Source organism: Evansella clarkii, from assembly GCF_002019695.1.
Lineage (GTDB): Bacteria > Bacillota > Bacilli > Bacillales > Salisediminibacteriaceae > Evansella > Evansella clarkii.
This window is the reverse complement of the sequence record NZ_KV917376.1, coordinates 1,242,723-1,258,704: the sequence shown is the minus strand read 5'-3', so window position 1 is coordinate 1,258,704 and position 15,982 is coordinate 1,242,723. Positions and strand designations below refer to the sequence as shown.

Annotated in this window: 14 protein-coding genes; 11 read left to right on the top strand and 3 right to left on the bottom strand. The window is 43.4% G+C overall.

Annotated elements, in window-relative coordinates:
* The first annotated feature begins 439 nt into the window (after positions 1 to 439).
* Entirely contained in the window at positions 440 to 1,150 is a 711-nt protein-coding gene (locus tag BK582_RS05955) for a 5-formyltetrahydrofolate cyclo-ligase (RefSeq protein WP_078593427.1), read from the top strand.
* A gap of 283 nt (positions 1,151 to 1,433) precedes the next feature.
* On the opposite strand, the gene BK582_RS05950 is transcribed toward BK582_RS05955, so the two are convergent.
* Positions 1,434 to 1,814 (bottom strand): RidA family protein, encoded by a 381-nt coding sequence (locus BK582_RS05950; protein WP_078593426.1) that lies wholly within the window; start codon positions 1,812 to 1,814, stop codon positions 1,434 to 1,436.
* 520 nt (positions 1,815 to 2,334) lie between these two features.
* Between BK582_RS05950 and BK582_RS05945 the strand changes: the two genes are divergently transcribed.
* The 5 genes from BK582_RS05945 to BK582_RS05925 all read left to right on the top strand — a co-directional run bounded on the left by BK582_RS05945 (position 2,335) and on the right by BK582_RS05925 (position 8,241).
* Positions 2,335 to 3,348, top strand: a complete 1,014-nt coding sequence (locus BK582_RS05945; protein WP_078593425.1) for an ABC transporter ATP-binding protein — start codon at positions 2,335 to 2,337, stop codon at positions 3,346 to 3,348.
* Positions 3,341 to 4,324 (top strand): ABC transporter ATP-binding protein, encoded by a 984-nt coding sequence (locus BK582_RS05940; RefSeq protein WP_078593424.1) that lies wholly within the window; start codon positions 3,341 to 3,343, stop codon positions 4,322 to 4,324. Before BK582_RS05945 ends, BK582_RS05940 begins: the two co-directional genes overlap by 8 nt.
* Positions 4,325 to 4,381: 57 nt before the next feature.
* Positions 4,382 to 6,112 (top strand): ABC transporter substrate-binding protein, encoded by a 1,731-nt coding sequence (locus BK582_RS05935; RefSeq protein ID WP_088036717.1) that lies wholly within the window; start codon positions 4,382 to 4,384, stop codon positions 6,110 to 6,112.
* A gap of 185 nt (positions 6,113 to 6,297) precedes the next feature.
* Entirely contained in the window at positions 6,298 to 7,299 is a 1,002-nt protein-coding gene (locus tag BK582_RS05930) for an ABC transporter permease (protein WP_078593423.1), read from the top strand.
* 54 nt (positions 7,300 to 7,353) lie between these two features.
* Positions 7,354 to 8,241, top strand: coding sequence for an ABC transporter permease (locus BK582_RS05925; protein WP_139368314.1), 888 nt, complete (start codon positions 7,354 to 7,356; stop codon positions 8,239 to 8,241).
* A 196-nt stretch (positions 8,242 to 8,437) separates the two neighbouring features.
* On the opposite strand, the gene BK582_RS05920 is transcribed toward BK582_RS05925, so the two are convergent.
* The gene (locus BK582_RS05920) at positions 8,438 to 9,595 is read right to left on the bottom strand and encodes a thiolase family protein (protein WP_078593421.1); all 1,158 of its coding nucleotides are present in this window, start codon (positions 9,593 to 9,595) and stop codon (positions 8,438 to 8,440) included.
* Positions 9,596 to 9,858: 263 nt separating this feature from the next.
* On the opposite strand from BK582_RS05920, the gene BK582_RS05915 reads away from it, so the two are divergent.
* The 5 genes from BK582_RS05915 to BK582_RS05900 all read left to right on the top strand — a co-directional run bounded on the left by BK582_RS05915 (position 9,859) and on the right by BK582_RS05900 (position 14,091).
* Positions 9,859 to 11,424: an FAD-dependent oxidoreductase gene (locus BK582_RS05915; RefSeq protein ID WP_078593420.1), complete on the top strand. Its 1,566-nt coding sequence runs from the start codon at positions 9,859 to 9,861 to the stop codon at positions 11,422 to 11,424.
* Between the two features lie 225 nt (positions 11,425 to 11,649).
* Positions 11,650 to 12,813: a M20 family metallopeptidase gene (locus BK582_RS05910; protein ID WP_078593419.1), complete on the top strand. Its 1,164-nt coding sequence runs from the start codon at positions 11,650 to 11,652 to the stop codon at positions 12,811 to 12,813.
* A 253-nt stretch (positions 12,814 to 13,066) separates the two neighbouring features.
* Positions 13,067 to 13,327, top strand: coding sequence for a general stress protein (locus BK582_RS26425; RefSeq protein WP_134163619.1), 261 nt, complete (start codon positions 13,067 to 13,069; stop codon positions 13,325 to 13,327).
* 87 nt (positions 13,328 to 13,414) lie between these two features.
* Positions 13,415 to 13,801, top strand: a complete 387-nt coding sequence (locus tag BK582_RS26420) for a glucose starvation-inducible protein B (RefSeq protein ID WP_134163618.1) — start codon at positions 13,415 to 13,417, stop codon at positions 13,799 to 13,801.
* 86 nt (positions 13,802 to 13,887) lie between these two features.
* Entirely contained in the window at positions 13,888 to 14,091 is a 204-nt protein-coding gene (locus tag BK582_RS05900; RefSeq protein WP_078593418.1) for a stress-induced protein, KGG, repeat-containing protein, read from the top strand.
* 100 nt (positions 14,092 to 14,191) lie between these two features.
* Here BK582_RS05900 and BK582_RS05895 read toward each other — a convergent pair whose 3' ends face one another.
* Positions 14,192 to 15,841: a glutamine--tRNA ligase/YqeY domain fusion protein gene (locus BK582_RS05895; protein ID WP_078593417.1), complete on the bottom strand. Its 1,650-nt coding sequence runs from the start codon at positions 15,839 to 15,841 to the stop codon at positions 14,192 to 14,194.
* Positions 15,842 to 15,982: the final 141 nt, after the last annotated feature.

The window sequence follows — 15,982 nt, the reverse complement described above, 5'->3', positions numbered from 1 at the left end:
AGTAAAGCGCTAAAATAAAATAAACGGAGAATTTCCTGTTATATGCAGATTAGGGCTCGTTTCGGGGTGATATAAGGAGAGGTTTTCCGGTTAAGCAAAGCAAAATCTCCTGTTTTAGCGTTTTTCGAGTTCATAAGCGGAATTTCTCCGTCTATTTAAGCGTTTTTTTATAATATTTACGAATTAAGCGGAATAGTTCCGTCTAATTATTAAATCGGCTGCTAAACCTGAACACCCAGCCGATAAATGTAAACCCTCTTAACCCTGGATGCGGGATCGACCGGTTTATAAAGATAACAAATTGGTTCTTGTCTCTCTATTAATTAAGACAGCACCCAATAAGGGAACCCTTTATTAACCACATATGGCTGTTTTTCACTATAATTAAACCAAGGAGCCCGGCATGCTACAAAAGTATTGTTAAAAGGTGGTTCAAACAATGAATAAACAAGAAATCAGAGAAAGAGTATGGTCAACAATGACTGATGAAAAAGTTGGAAGGTTCCCTTTTCCTTTAAAAGGGAGAATTCCGAATTTTAAAGGAGCTGAAAAAGCAGCTGAACTTATTTTTCAGATGGTAGAATTTAAACAGGCAAAAGTGGTTAAGGTAAACCCTGATTCCCCTCAGCTTCCAATACGGGCTCAGGTCCTAAAGGATGAAAAAACCCTTCTCGTACCAACACCAAGATTAAAAGATGGGTTCATACGAGTAGATCCTGCCGACGTCCCTCCAGGAGAAGAGAAAAAAGCTGCCAGCCTGAAACATATTCACAAATATGGCCGTGTTATCTCTCTGTCAGAACTGCCGGAAATCGACTTATTTTTTGCCGGCTCGGTAGCCCTTCACCGGGACGGGCGGCGAATCGGCAAAGGTGAAGGGTATGCTGACAGAGAATACGCCATTATTCGTGAACTTGGCAACCGTGATATTCCTGTTATCGGGACTGTTCATTCGGTACAGCTTGTGGAGGACGACATACCAAAAGATGATTATGATTTAACTCTCGACTGGATTGCTACAGAAGCAGAGCTGATTGAAACAAGCTCGCCTTATAAAAAACCAACCGGAATCATCTGGGAAGAGGTTAGCGATAAAGAGAAGGAAGATATGCCTGTTTTACAGGAAATCTGGGAACTAACGAGAAGGTAATTTCCATTAAACTGCTTAGAATCAATTCAGCATAGAAGTTTAATTAATATTGACCAGTAGTGTAGAGGCAGGTGATAATTTTTATAATATGTGCAGATAAGTGAGGAAATCGTGGAAATGAACTTGCGAAATGAGCGAACCAGGGGCAAAGCTGTGCAATCGCCCCATCATATCGTGCATACACTCCTCCATATCGTGCGACTGCCTTACGAGAAATGCTCCTAAGCATTAGCTGAATATAAAAACAGCGCCAAAATGGATTCCGGCGCTGTTTTATTATTCATTATTGTTTTCTTGCAATTACTTCAACTTCTACGAGAGCATCTTTTGGAAGACGCGCAGCCTCTACTGCACTTCTGGCAGGGTATGGCTCCTGGAATTGTTTTCCATAGAGTTCATTCACTTTTGCAAAATCATTCATATCTTTCATAAACACAGTAGTTTTAATTACATCATCCATTGTGCAACCCGCAGCCTGCAGTACTGCCCTCACATTCGCAAAAACCTGTTCTGCCTGGGCTTCAAGCCCTTCAGCCATTTCACCACTCTCCGGGTTTAAGCCAATCTGTCCTGAACAGTATACAAAATCTCCGGAAATTACCGCCTGTGAGTAAGGCCCGATTGCCCCTGGCGCCTGGTTTGTACTAACTTCCTCTTTTTTCATGCTTTTTACCCCTTCCTAAATTACAGCTTCAAGCTAAATGTCCATTCAAATTTTGACAATTGCAAACTTCTCTATAATTTTAACATATGAGTTGAATTTTTCTATCTTTAGCACAGGAAGATTGTTCACCTGTATATTACTGTAAAATATACCCTTAATTGTTGTCGCAATAGAAGGATAAAAAGAAAATTTTATCTTATTTATAAATTTATTTTTAAAAAGTATTTAATTATACTCTTCTGTTAATTTTTATTCATAAAAAGCCCCCTTTCCAGAAATCTTCCTCTCTGATTCCACTCCGGAACAAAAATTTAAAACTGACAAAAAAGTATTGTCTTTCAACTTATCCACTCTCGAATTGACTCAAAATTTTAAAAATTCTATTGCTTTATTGACGGAAGTATAGTATTTTTCTGTATAACAGGAAAATATTAAATATTTACTATTTTAAAAAAATTCAATACATATTATTACCTAAATTTAATTTTGTTTTCACCAACTAGTGAAGCGGGAGGGTCACATGACTAAGCCAGTACTGGAGATTAACAATTTGCAGACACACTTTTTTACTGACCGCGGAGAAATCCCTGCAGTTGATGACGTTAGCTTTTCCATTAACGCTGGAGAAGTTCTCGGGATTGTTGGAGAGTCCGGCTGTGGAAAAAGTGTTACTTCTTTATCTGTAATGGGCCTTGTCCCCAATCCGCCTGGAAAGATTGTCGGCGGAGAGATTCTTTTCAGGAGACAGGAAGGCCGGGATAAGGCAGAGGATCTTGTAAAAGTAAGCAGAAAAAGATTAAGGGCTATCAGGGGGGATCAGATTGCAATGATTTTCCAGGAGCCTATGACCTCACTTGATCCTTTATTTACAATAGGCCATCAGATTATAGAAGCTGTAAGAAACCACAGAAAAGTAACGAAAAAACAGGCAAGAGCGAAAGCGGTAGAGATGCTGAAACTCGTTGGAATACCGCGGGCTGAGGAAATCGTTGATGAATATCCCCACCAGCTGTCAGGAGGTATGAGGCAGCGGGTTATGATTGCAATCGCTATGTCATGCGACCCTGAAGTTCTCATTGCCGATGAACCTACTACTGCTCTGGACGTGACAATACAAGCTCAGATTCTGGAGCTGATGAAAGACCTTAACCGGAAAAAAGGGACAGCAATCATGATGATTACCCACGATCTTGGTGTCGTAGCTGAAATATGCGACCGGGTAGTCGTTATGTATGCGGGAAAAATCGTGGAAGAAGGAGATGTAAGGACTATTCTTAAATCTCCAAAACACCCGTATACTCAAGGCCTGATTCGTTCTCTGCCTAAAATGAGCAACCGGGACAGCAGGCTGTATTCTATACCAGGCAATGTTCCAAAGCCTGGATCGATAAAACAGGGCTGCCGTTTTGCCGCGCGCTGCCCGGAAGTCTTTGACCGCTGTACACAGGAAAACCCGGAACTCTTAAACCTGGGTGAAGGACACGGCTGCCGCTGCTTCCTCTACGAAAAGGAAGGGAAGATCGTAAATGTCTAAACCACTGCTTCAAGTAAAAGGACTCAAAAAATATTTTGACATAAACGGTGGAATTCTTTCACGAAAAGTTGGTGAAGTGAAGGCTGTCGATGATGTCTCCTTTGATGTATACGAAGGAGAAGTGCTTGGTATCGTAGGTGAATCTGGCTGTGGAAAATCAACTACTGGCAAAACACTGCTCAGGCTTATTGACCCTACGGAAGGCCAGGTAATTTTCGATGGAGAAGATATAACCACTCTTGATGAAGAGGGAATGAGGAAAAGACGCCGGGATATGCAGATAATATTCCAGGATCCTTATGCTTCTTTAAATCCCCGGCACAAAGTAGAAAAGATACTTAGTGAGCCCCTTCTTATTCATGGAATTGGCACAAAGGAAGAAAGAAAGAAAAAAGTAAAAGAAATTCTTGAAATCGTAGGACTCCCCGGGGATCATGCTTCCCGTTATCCGCACCAGTTCAGCGGAGGTCAGCGGCAGAGAATCGGTATTGCCAGGGCTCTGATTGTTAATCCGAAGCTGATTGTCTGTGATGAGCCTGTCTCCGCGCTGGATGTGTCTATACAGTCTCAAATCCTGAATTTAATGGAAGATCTTCAGGAAGAGTTCGGGCTGACCTATGTGTTCATCGCTCATGATCTTAGTGTCGTAAAGCATATCAGTGACAGAGTTGGTGTCATGTATCTGGGGCGAATGGTGGAACTTGCGGATAATGAAGATTTATATGCGGATCCGCTGCATCCATACACCAGGTCCCTCCTTTCATCTGTCCCAAACCCTGACCCGGATGTAAAACATGAGAGAATAATACTTGAAGGAGACGTACCAAGTCCTTCTAACCCGCCGTCTGGCTGTGCCTTCCATACGAGGTGCCCGGAGTGTATGGCAATCTGTAAAGAAGTTCGTCCGGAGTTCCGCGAAGTGAAGGATAACCATTTTGTAGCCTGCCACCTGTACAACGATGATGAGACACGGTGACAGATTACAAGTTTTATAGTATGGCCAATTTTTTATAAAACCAAAGGGGGAAACAAAATGAGGAAGAAGAGTCTGTGGCTCATCATTATGTCTTTAACGCTTGTCCTGTTTCTAGCAGCATGCGGAGACAATAATGAAACGGGCGGAGAGGCGGATAATAACAATAATGCCGCTGAAAATGACGGCAACAATGATGCTGCTGTGAATGATGGTAACGATGGCAATGATGAAGGGAATAACAACGACGGTAATGAAGCACCTGCAGCGGCAGAAGATCAGACGTTAATTTTTGCCCGTGGCGGGGATTCAACCAGCCTCGACTTTGCAAGTGTAACAGATGGAGAAACTTCCCGTGTTACATTACAGATCTATGAGTCACTATTAAAATTCAACCAGGATTCTTTTGAAGTTGAACCAGGTCTTGCACACGACTGGGATATCAGTGACGACGGCCTTACTTATACTTTCTATCTTCGTGAAGGCGTAAAGTTCCATGATGGCACTGACTTTAATGCAGATGCCGTACTGACTAACTTTAACCGCTGGTCAGATCCGGACCACGAATTTGCCTTTATTGATGAAGGATACAACTATGCTGTTTACGGCAACCAGTTCGGTGGCTTCCAGGGTGATGAAGACCACGTAATTGACGAAATCAACGTACTCGACGACTATACTATTGAGTTTGTTCTTAAAGAGCCATTTGGCGCATTCATCCAGAATATGGGTATGAGTTATTTTGCAATTACTTCTCCTGCCGCTCTGGAAGAATACGGAGCTGATATTCAGGAAAACCCAGTAGGTACAGGCCCGTTCCAGTTTGTAAGCTGGGACAGAGATGACAGAATCATCCTTGATAAGTTTGAAGATTACTGGAATGAAGGCTATCCAAAGTTAGACAGAGTTATCTTCCAGGTAATTCCTGATAACTCTGCAAGGCTTACTGCCCTTCGTTCAGGTGAAATTGACATTATGGATGGCTTAAACCCTGACGATTACGAGGCTATTGCTAATGAGCCGGGACTTCAGGTCTTTGAAAGAGAAACTAATAACATTGGTTACCTTGGATTCAACACAGATCAGGAACCATTTGATGATCCGCTAGTACGTCAGGCAATGCACCATGCAGTAGATAAAGAAACTTTAATCGGCCTTCTGTATGCAGGTCTGGCAGAGCCGGCGAAAAACCCGCTCCCTCCTGCTTACCTTGGCTATAATGACGACATTGAGCCTTATGATTACAACCCTGAGCGCGCCCAGGAGCTCCTTGCCGAGGCAGGTTTTGAGGATGGATTTGAATTTGACCTCTGGACAATGCCGGTAGCACGACCGTATATGCCAGACCCTTCCCGTGCTGCTGAAGTGCTTCAGGAAAACTTCGCTGCTGTGGGATTAACTGCAAATATTGTAACGATGGAATGGGCTACTTATCTTGATGAGATCGAAACTGGTGCACAGGATGTATTTATGCTTGGCTGGTCCGGTACAAATGGTGACTCGGATTACTTCCTTGGCAACTTGCTTTCAACTCCTTCCATACCTACGAGTAACCAGACTTTCTACTCTAACAGTGAAGTAGACGACCTGCTTACTCAGGCAAGACATGCAGTGGAGGAATCAGACCGTGAGCAGTACTACCAGGAGGCTCTTGAATTAATACATGAGGACTCCCCTATGATCACGCTTGTTCACTCTATCCCTGTCCTTGCAGGTAGTGACCGCGTACAAAACTATGTGCCTCACCTGTCAACAAGTGAGCCATTAACTGAAGTAGAACTTTCTGAATAATTAACCATCCGGGAAACCGGAGTAACAAAAATATATAAAGGCTGAACATGCCTTAATATGCATAGAGGGCAGAGTTTGAGAAGCAATTTTGCGCTGGAACTAACCGCATTGCACTCTCCTGCCCTCTTTTTCTATTAAAATGCTGTCATTTTACATATGTCGAATGGAAGCTAGAGGTGAACTCCATGTTAGCTTATACAATTAGAAGACTGCTAATGCTTATCCCGGTTCTTATCGGTATGTCACTTATAACGTTTTCAATCATCCACCTGATTCCCGGAAACCCTGCGCGAGTTATTCTTGGCGATCAGGCAACCGCAACAGCCGTAGCGAATCTTGAAGAGCAATTAGGCCTTAATGAGCCTTTCTTAATCCAGTATGGCCAATATATGCTCGGTCTCCTGCAAGGCGACCTGGGTACTTCTATCCGTACAAATACGGCCATTTCCGGTGATATATGGCCGTATCTTGCTGCTACCTTTGAGCTCACAATTTTCGCGATGGTTTTTGCTGTCATTGTCGGTGTGAACGCAGGTATTATCAGTGCCTGGAAGCAAAATTCATGGTTTGATTATACAGCTATGGTTATTGCGCTTATCGGGGTTTCTATGCCGATCTTCTGGCTTGGCCTTATGCAGCAATGGGTTTTTGCCCAGGAGCTTGGCTGGCTTCCTGCGTTCGGCCGTGAAAATCCACGGAATCCGATTGAATCTATAACCCATTTCAACTTATTGGATGCTCTCATTCACGGACAGCTGGATCAGTGGTGGACTTCATTTAAGCATCTTGTCCTTCCGGGGATAGCACTGGGGACCATCCCTATGGCTATTATAGCGAGGATGACCCGCTCCAGCATGCTTGAGGTGCTTCGTTCTGATTATATCCGGACTATTGAAGCAAAAGGATCTTCTACTCTTTCTGTAATCTACCGCCACGGTTTCAAAAATGCGGTTATTCCTGTACTTACAGTTGTAGGTCTGCAAACAGGCACATTGCTTGGGGGGGCTATTCTTACAGAGACCATCTTCAGCTGGCCTGGTATAGGAAGATATATTTACGAAGCAATCGGAAACCGTGATTATCCTGTTATTCAATCGGGGATTTTAGTTATCGCAACTATGTTCGTTTTTATTAACTTAATTGTAGACCTTTTATACAGCTACATCGATCCTCGAATTAAATACTAGATAAGGGGGGAACAGATTATGGAAACAGCTACAGAACCAAAAAAACAGCCGCATATGCCCGGCCCTGATAATCAGAAGCCGAATCAGGCAGATGGAGAAGCTATCTCCCCCTGGAAAGAGGCATACTGGCAGTTAAGGAAAAATAAACTCGCAATCGTAGGTATTATCATTATTACCTTCTTCATTTTAATTGCTATTTTTGCACCGTTATTAACAAACTACACTTATCACAGTATCTCTGCTGCCGACCGCCTTCAGGGGCCTTCTGCAGCCCACTGGCTCGGTACCGATGATCTGGGGCGGGATATATTTACCCGTATCGTATACGGAGCGAGAATTTCCCTTATGGTTGGATTCTTCGCCGTAAGTGGTGCTCTGATTTTCGGATCCATTCTCGGGATAATAGCAGGCTATTACGGACGCTGGGTTGATATGATTATTTCAAGAATTTTTGATATTATGCTAGCTTTCCCCAGCATTCTTCTTGCGATCGCTATCGTGGCTATCCTTGGCCCATCCCTGCAAAACGCCCTTATTGCGATAGCCATTGTAAACATACCTATATTCGGAAGGCTTGTGCGATCGAAGGTTATTTCCATCAGGCAGGAAGAATATATTATGGCTGCAAAGGCACAGGGTATGAAAAACGGAAGGATACTTGTCCACCACGTACTTCCGAACAGTGTAGCACCTATAATTGTTCAGGCGACTTTAAGCTTCGGTACTGCAATTCTTGAAGCGGCAGCACTCGGTTTCCTTGGCCTTGGGGCCCAGGCACCTACACCGGAATGGGGAAAAATGCTTTCCGATTCCAGACAATTTATCCAGAGTGCTCCATGGACAGTACTCTTCCCTGGGTTATCAATTATGCTTGTAGTTCTCGGTTTTAATATGATTGGCGACGGTCTCCGGGACGCTCTTGATCCAAAAATGAAAAGCTAATTTCTAGCCATTATAAATACCGCATGTAAGGGGATTATTTCCTCCCTGAACATGCGGTTTTTTTGTAGTTTAAGATATGGGACGAAGTTGGTAAAGGGAAAACTTTTTCACCTAAACAAACTGTCACTATGACAAGTGTCATAGTGACAGTTGGGTGCAGGCAACTCCCCTATTATATTGCACAGCCCTCCTGCTTTTAATCTTCACTTATCCTCTCGATTATCGTAGCATTAGCCATGCCAAAGCCTTCACAGATTGCCTGCAGTCCGTACCGGCCTCCGGTTTGTTCCAAAGCATTCATAAGCGTTGTCATCACTCTTGTTCCGCTTCCTCCAAGAGGATGCCCAAGAGCAATCGCTCCTCCGTATATATTCAGCTTTTCCGGGTCTGCTTTCATGTCCTTCAGCCAGACTAAAGGTACAGGAGCAAAAGCTTCATTCACCTCATATAAATCCATATCATCAATTGTAAGGCCTGCTTTTTTCAGCACTTTCTCTGACGCTGGAACAGGTCCTGTTAACATTAAAGTAGGGTCAGAACCGACGACACTTCTTGCCACGATGCGGAACCTTGGTTTTAATCCCAGTTCATCTGCTTTTTCCCTGCTCATTATTAACACAGCGGAAGCCCCATCGCTCATTTGCGAGGCGTTACCGGCAGTAATTACCCCATCCTCTTTAAAGACCGTCTTCAGCCCGCCAAGCGCCTCCAGAGACGTTCCTTGGCGCGGACCTTCATCTTTTTTCATCAGCTCCGTACTGCCGTCTTCGAGAGTTACTTCCACAGGTATGATCTCCTTATCAAAAACACCGTTCTCCTGAGCTTTTAATGCCCTCTCGTGGCTGTTTAAAGCAAATGTATCCAGTTCTTCCCTCGTAAGTTCCCATTTTTCGGCGATACGCTCAGCAGAGACACCCTGGTTTATTATTTCGTGTTTTTCAGTTAGCTTTTCACTATACGTGGCTCCCTTCATATTAGAAAACATCGGCACCCTCGTCATACTTTCCACACCGCAGGCAATGACCACATCCATATCCCCGCTGGCAACAGCCTGTGAGGCAAAGTGAACAGCCTGCTGGCTGGAACCGCACTGTCTGTCAATCGTCACTCCTGGAACTGTTTCCGGGAACCCGGCGATAAGCGCAGCTGTCCTGGCGATATCCGGCGCCTGTTCACCCACCTGGCTTACACACCCTGCAATAACATCCTCTACTTCTTCTGCACTGACTCCAGCCTTTTTAACGAGTCCTTCCAGCGCTAAAGCCAAAAGGTCGTCCGGTCTCATGCCGCTTAATTTACCTTTTCTTTTACCAATTGGTGTACGTACTGCTTCCACTATAACTGTCTCTCTCATGTTTATTGCTCCTCCTTAGTTTAACTCCAGCTGCCTTTGATTAGGACTAAAGCCTTTGCTGTTACGAAAAAACAGTGTTTTTGTAAACGCTTAAATTCCTTTTCTTTTTCTTATTATCTATTAAACCTGCAATTTCCTGCTTCTTCAGAAAATTTGCGCAAAATATCAGCATAATACTGGAAAATTGACGGTATACTATTTCCTGTTTCTTCTAAAAATAGAAACAGCTAATACTGCAAAGCATTATTTAGGAGGAAAGTATAATGACTAATAAGGAAAACAACTATGAAGGGCTTCCACGATACCCGGAATCATACTGGCTCGACTCTGTGGAGCGGCCGGAGTTCCCCCCTCTGACTGACCACAAGGAAACAGATGTAGTAATAGTAGGCGGCGGGATTACCGGGATTACAACAGGTTATTTATTGAGTAAAGAAGGATACAAAGTTTCTATTCTCGATGGAGACAGGATTTTTAACGGAACAACAGGACATACAACCGCAAAAGTTACTGCGCAGCATAATCTGATTTACGATGAACTGATTGAACACTTCGGTGTGGATTTTGCCAGAACCTATTATGAGGCGAATATGCATGCGTGCGGTTTTATAAGGGACTTTATTGAAGAGCACGGACTTGACTGCGATTATGAGGAAAAAGACGCGATACTCTATGCGACAAAAGAGAAGTCCGTTTCGAAACTGGAAAAAGAATTTAAAGCCTATGAAAAGCTGGGCATACCAGGTGAGTTAGCCGACTCCATCTCTATTAATGTTAAAGCAAAAAAAGCTCTGATTATGAAGAAACAAGCTCAGTTCCATCCACTAAAGTATGTCCTTAAGCTTGTTGATGAATTTATTGCAAATGGCGGTGTTATATATGAAAACTCAACCGCTGTAGATATTATGACTAAATCTGAAACAGGACAGAGGCTGACGGTAGAAACTGCGGAGGGGGCAACTATCACAGGGAATTATGTACTATCCTGCTCTCACTTCCCTTTTTACGAAAGTGAAGGCTATTATTTTTCCAGGCTAAGCCCCGAACGGTCCTATATTATCGCAGCAAAAGGAAATACAGAAGAACTTGATGCTATGTACCTGAGTGTCGACCAGCCTGACAGGTCCATCAGAACGGTAAAAATTAACGGAGAAAATTACTTGCTTATTATCGGCGACAGCCATAAAACAGGCCAGGGCGAACCAATGATGAAGCATTATGAGAACCTGAAAACCTTCGGTGAAGAGGCATTTCAAATAACAGACATTCCATACAGATGGTCGGCTCAGGATCTTTACACATTGGATAAAGTACCTTATATCGGTCCCATTTCTACAAACCACACAGATATACTTGTTGCTACTGGTTTCAGAAAATGGGGAATGTCTTCCAGTACAGTTTCCGCGTTCATTTTAAGGGATTACGTTCTTGGTGTGGATTCCCCTGAGATGGAGATATTCTCTCCAGACCGCTTTGATATGGACCCAAGCCTTAAGAAGTTCCTGAAAGAGAATATTAATGTAGCCAAATATATGATAAAAGGAAAATTGGAGCCTACTGATAAAAGGCCTGAGGAAGTGGAAATCGATGAAGGCTGTACGATAACGGTTAACGGGAGCAGGGCGGGAGCCTACCGCGACTTTGAGGGCAAGCTGCATGTCGTGGACACGACATGCAAGCATATGGGCTGTGAAGTTGAGTGGAACAACGGCGAAAGAACATGGGACTGTCCCTGCCACGGTTCAAGATACACATACGATGGTGAGGTAATCGAAGGTCCTGCTGAATATCCTCTCGACAGAATTGATCCGGAGGAAAAATTATCTTAAGAGAGAGCGTAGGAATGCCGCGCTGAGTCGCGGCATTTTTTTATGCAGTTTTTTTACGTCGCACCAGCAAAGTTATACTCCCCCTCCCTTTTTTATCACTGATAGCAGCCCTTCAGGATGTCACAGTGATTCCTTAGACCCCGCCATATTAAGGAGACTCTTTCAAAATTACTAATGTTCCTATATGCTGAAGTTATATAACTTTTCAGACAGGAGGTTACCTCTTTGAAAGACACTCTCATAAAATTAATAGAAGAATACAAGCCAAGGTTTTTTGAAATCAGTCAATACATAGGCAATAACCCGGAACTTGGAAATGAAGAGTTTAAAGCTTGTAAAATACTCACGGAAGAACTTGGTAGACATGGCTTTGAAGTAAAGACCGGAATTGTTAATCAGCCTACCGCCTTCGAAGCAGTTTACGACAGCGGCCAGCCCGGCCCTCACATCGGCTTCATGGCGGAATACGACGCTCTTCCTGAGGTCGGCCATGCGTGCGGCCACAATTTAATCGGAACGATGGGAATAGCGGCAGGAATCGCCCTCAGTAAAGTTCTGAACCAGACTGGAGGAAAAGTCTTTGTGTACGGAACGCCGGCAGAGGAAACAAAAGGTGCGAAAGTTACTATGGCTGAAGAAGGCCTCTTCAGCCACCTTGACGCAGCAATTATGGCGCACCCGAGCGACACTTACGTAAAAAGCGGAAGCTCGTTAGCTATGGATGCTATTCAGTTTGCCTTTCATGGGAAGTCTGCCCATGCAGCGGCTTCTCCGGAAAAAGGAATTAACGCTCTCGATGCAGTTATTCAGACATTCAACTCTATTAACGCTTTGAGACAGCATGTCACCCCGGATGTAAGAATCCACAGCATCATACCTGAAGGAGGAAAAGCAGCGAATGTCGTCCCTGATTATGCTGTCGCCCAGTTTTATGTGCGGGCAAATAAGCGGAAAGAACTGAATGATGTAGTGTCTAAAGTTAAAGCTTGTGCCGAGGGAGCTGCTCTTGCTGCCGGTGCCACCCTTGAAATTTCTAATTACGAATATTCATATGATGATATGGTGACTAATGAGGTTCTATCTGATTTATTTACCCAGAATCTCTTTGAGCTTGGGGTCCCTAAAGGAGCTGTCAGAGAAAAAACAGGCGGCGGCTCTCTAGATATGGGGAATGTGAGCCAGCATACACCTTCTATTCATCCTTTTATTAAAATTAGCGAGAAGCCTGTTACTGCCCATACTCATGAATTCCGCGAAGCTGCTCTTAGCAAAGAAGGCTTTGAAGGAATGATTACCGGGACTAAAGCTATGGCAATGACAGGGTTTGACCTCCTGTCAGACAATGAGCTTCTCGAAAAAGTTAAAACGGAATTCTATAAAAGCAAGTAATCCAGACCAGCTTTCTCTCTTTTGAGGAAGCTGGTCTTTTTTCGGTCAGCTCCCCCCTTTGTTGAGGAAGCCCCCCTTCTTCACTATAATTTTCGAGATATAACCAACCTCCATTTCCACAAATCAACTCTTTTAAACGGACAATTATCGACTTTTTTCAAAACCAAACTTTATATCTATTTTTTGCACTTAGAAGTTTAACTACTTCCTCTCGTGGTATTCCTAATAATAACTTCGAAAGGAGGAATTTACGATGGCAGCAAACAACAATGGAAAAATGAGCCGCGAAGAAGCTGGTCAAAAAGGTGGCGAAAAAGTAAGCCGCAAGTATAATAAAAGCCACTTCGAAGAGATTGGCAAAAAAGGCGGCGAAACTACTAGTGATAAATATAGTAAAGACCACTTCGAGGAAATTGGTAAAAAAGGTGGCGAAACCACCAGCGATAAGTACTCAAAGAAACATTTTGAGGAAATCGGCCGTAAAGGCGGCGAGAATTCCAGCAGAAACTCTTAATTACATGGCTGGTTCTCAAAGATGAACATTCCGAGTTAAATTAGAAGAGAAATTTTTTCACAACTATTTTAAGGAGGATGATCAACAATGGCAACTAACAACAATAACGGTAAAATGAGTCGTGAAGAAGCAGGACAAAAAGGCGGAGAAAAAGTAAGCCGTAAGTACAACAAGAGCCACTTTGAGGAAATCGGTCAAAAAGGCGGAGAAGCTACAAGCAAAAAGTATAACAGTGACCACTTTGAAGAGATCGGTCAAAAGGGCGGAGAAACTACAAGCAACAAGTATAACAAGAGCCACTTTGAAGAGATCGGTCAAAAAGGTGGAGAAACTACAAGCAAACGTTATAACAAGAGCCATTTTGAAGATATTGGCCAAAAAGGCGGAGAAACTACAAGCGACAAGTATGGTAAAGATCACTATGAAGAAATTGGACGTAAAGGCGGAGAAAAATCCCGCAGAAACAACTCCTAATTTCCCGGGTCCGGTATATGGCTGGGCTTCCGGAAAATAATAGAGTGATTGATTAACAGATATACATTTATGAGGAGGCGATACAAATGGCAACTAACAACAATAACGGTAAAATGAGTCGTGAAGAAGCAGGACGCAAAGGCGGCGAGAAGGTGAGCCGTAAGTATGGCCAGGACCACTTTGAGGAAATCGGCCAAAAAGGCGGAGAAAAAGTGAAGCGTAAGTATGGTAAAGACCATTTTGAAGATATTGGCCAAAAAGGCGGCCGTAATTCAAGCCGAAACTCTTAATTCACCTGGCGGTATAGCCGTTAAAAAAGGGTATATAAATGCCCGTTAATATAAAGGGGCTGGCTTCTGTTTTAACAGGAGCCAGCCCTTTATTTTTTTCCTATAGCTTAAAAGAGCTTTTAAGCTCTACTATCCGGTTGAAAACCAGTTTATCTTCTGAAGTGTACTTAGGATCTACATTAAAGTACCCATGGCGGAAGAATTGGAATTTATCATGGGGTCCTGCTTCACTCATGTTCGGCTCCACATATCCACGAGTGATTTCCAGAGAATCCGCATTTACTTGATCCATGAAGTCGTTTCCTTCTTTTTCATCCAGAATAAGCGGGTTATAAAGACGGAATTCTGCTTCCTTAGCCTGGCTCGCTTCCACAAAGTGAAGCGTACCTTTTACTTTTCTTCCGGTAAATCCCGACCCGCTTTTCGTTTCAGGATCATACGTACAATGAAGTTCGATAACATTTCCGTCCTCGTCTTTAATCACTTCATTACACTTAATAAAGTAAGCATGCTTAAGGCGGACTTCATTTCCTGGGAAAAGCCTGAAATACTTCTTAGGCGGGTTTTCCATGAAATCGCTTTGTTCAATGTAAATCTCTCTGGAGAATGGAATTTTCCTCATGCCCATCTCAGGGTTTTCAGGATTAACTTCGGCGTCAAGCCACTCCACTTCCCCTTCCGGATAATTGGTAATGACCACTTTTAACGGATGAAGCACGGACATAGTACGTGGTGCCTTCATTTTCAAATCTTCCCGGATAAAGTGCTCCAGCATTCTCACATCTACCGTGTTATCCGATTTCGCCACCCCTATTTCCCGGCAAAACTGCTTAATAGCCTCTGCGGTGTAACCGCGTCGGCGCAGCCCGGAAATTGTCGGCATGCGCGGGTCATCCCAGCCATCGGCATAATTCTCGTCGACAAGCTGCTTTAGCTTTCTTTTGCTCATAACGGTATTGGTTAAGTTCAGTCTCGCAAATTCAATCTGCTTAGGAGTCGCTTCCATTTCACACTTTTCCACTACCCAATTATAAAGTGGACGCTGATCTTCAAACTCCAGCGTACAAATCGAGTGTGTTACTCCCTCAATCGCATCCTCAAGAGGATGTGCATAAGAATACATTGGGTAGATACACCACTTATCTCCTGTGTTATGGTGTCTTGTATGTGAAATCCGATACAATACAGGGTCACGGAGATTTATATTCGGTGAAGACATATCTATTTTTGCCCGGAGAACTTTTTCTCCGTCCTTGAATTCCCCTGCTCTCATTCTCTCGAACAGATCCAGATTTTCTTCCACAGAACGGCTCCGGGACGGGCTTTCTTTCCCTGGCTCTGTAAGGGTTCCACGGTAGGCGCGGATTTCTTCCTGTGATAAGTCTTCTACATAAGCAAGCCCTTTTTTAATAAGCAGGACAGCACGGTCATACATTTCCTCAAAATAATCGGAAGCAAAATGGAGCCCGTCCCATTCATAACCAAGCCATTCAATATCTTCTTTAATCGATTCTACAAATTCTCTGTCTTCCTTCAGTGGGTTCGTATCATCAAAGCGAAGATTAGTCCTGCCGCCGAATTCATCAGCCAGTTCAAAATTCAGCACAATGGATTTAGCATGTCCAATATGCAGGTATCCGTTTGGCTCCGGCGGAAATCGGGTGATAATTTCATTATGAGTTCCTGAGGCGAGGTCCTCTTTTACAATGTTTTTTATGAAGTTGGACGAAGTGTTTACTTTCTCACTCATATATTTCAACCTTTCTCATGGCTTATTAGAAAACAGCTCTGTTTTTTCTCTATAACAGTTATTTCATTAGACTAATTGTTTAAAGTTCTGAGGCTTTAGTTATTTTATCATGTTTTACACATATTGCGCACGTATTCCCAT